The organism is Photobacterium sp. DNB22_13_2 (genome assembly GCF_052873915.1).
This window is the reverse complement of sequence record NZ_JBNNXU010000215.1, coordinates 1-250: the sequence shown is the minus strand read 5'-3', so window position 1 is coordinate 250 and position 250 is coordinate 1. Positions and strand designations below refer to the sequence as shown.

Genomic DNA, 250 nt, shown 5'->3' with positions numbered 1-250 from the left:
GCGAATCGGGCGTGGCCGCAGGCATCCGCCGTGTGGAAGCCATCACGGGCGACAACGTGCTGCACTACTTGCAGACGCTCGACACGCGCATCAACGAAGCGGCTGCCGCACTGCGTGCGCAACCGTCGGAACTGACGCAGCGTATCGGCCAGGTGCAGGACCAGGTCAAGACGCTGGAGAAGGAACTGGAGCGCCTGAAGTCGAAGCTGGCCGCCAGCCAGGGCGACGAGCTAGTGAGCCAGGCCGTGGA

The 250-nt window shown here is 66.0% G+C and carries 1 protein-coding gene; it reads left to right on the top strand.

The annotated features are described in order from the left end of the window. Positions 1–250 (top strand): hypothetical protein (locus ACVA58_RS28420; RefSeq protein ID WP_446513575.1); only part of this gene is annotated, 250 nt, incomplete at both ends.